Origin of the sequence: Fictibacillus arsenicus (assembly GCF_001999465.1) — a bacterium.
Classification (GTDB): domain Bacteria; phylum Bacillota; class Bacilli; order Bacillales; family Fictibacillaceae; genus Fictibacillus; species Fictibacillus arsenicus.
Window position 1 is genome coordinate 1 of sequence record NZ_MQMF01000046.1, and the last position, 919, is coordinate 919.

1 protein-coding gene and 1 pseudogene are annotated in these 919 nt (G+C 76.0%); both read right to left on the reverse strand.

Annotated features, from left to right (window positions below):
* Window positions 1-513: pseudogene (locus UN64_RS21705) on the reverse strand (hypothetical protein); the annotation flags it as partial.
* Between the two features lie 48 nt (window positions 514-561).
* On the reverse strand, window positions 562-919 hold a 358-nt coding region (locus UN64_RS21710), incomplete at its 5' end, for an LCP family protein (RefSeq protein WP_216352815.1).

Genomic DNA, 919 nt, shown 5'->3' on the forward strand with positions numbered 1-919 from the left:
CCGTCCGTGACGGTCACCACGAGTCGGGCCGCACGCTGGCCGCCGGTCACGACGCGCTCCAATCGCGACACCCAGCAGGCCCTGGTGGACCCCGGCCTCGTGGGCGAGGTCCGGCCAGGCGTCGCGCATCTCCAGCACGAGGGGACGGCGCCAGAGGCGGGAGAGCACGACGCCGGGCACCACCACGGGCAGCGCGGGCACGGTCGCCACCACCACGTCCGGGCGTCGGGTGGCCATCCCGCGGGGGACGGCGAGCAGGGCGTGCACCACCGCCTCGGCGAAGCGGCCGTTGCGCCCGGCCTCCCCCAGGGGCAGGCGAGGCGTGGGCAGGACGCGTTCGCCGTCGGGCCCGGCGAAGGGGCGCACACCCCCGGGCGCGACGACGTCGACGTCCCAGCCCGCCGACCGCAGCGCCGCCACGACCGCGCCCCAGCGACGCGCGGGCGGGGTGCGCTCGGGCCGGTAGGAGTGGGAGACCAGCAGCAGGCGGGGGCGGCGCGGCTCAGTCGTCACAGGGGTCCTCCCCGAGGGCGGGTGCGGGCGTGGTGCCGGTCAGCAGGGTCAGCACGGGGGCGGCCCGCCGGCGGCCTGGGCCTCCTTCTCCTTCTTGGGCTCGTGCTCGTCCACATAGCGCTGGACGTCGTCGTCGGCGAGGGCGGAGCGCAGGTCCGCCAGCTTGTCCTCGTCGAGCTCGACGATGGCGTCGCCGTTCGGTCCGGTGGCGAAGCCCTTGCGGGGCACCGTGAACATCTCGACGTCCTCGCCGCGCACGTCGCGCAGCTGCCACGCGAGCGAGGCGATCACGCCGGACGTGAGCCCCTCGTCCACACCGAGGTGGTCGGAGAACGTGGCGACGACCTCGGTGGTGCGGGCGGGGTTGCCCAGGATCTGCGGGCTGAGGAAGCGGTCCATCGCCCCG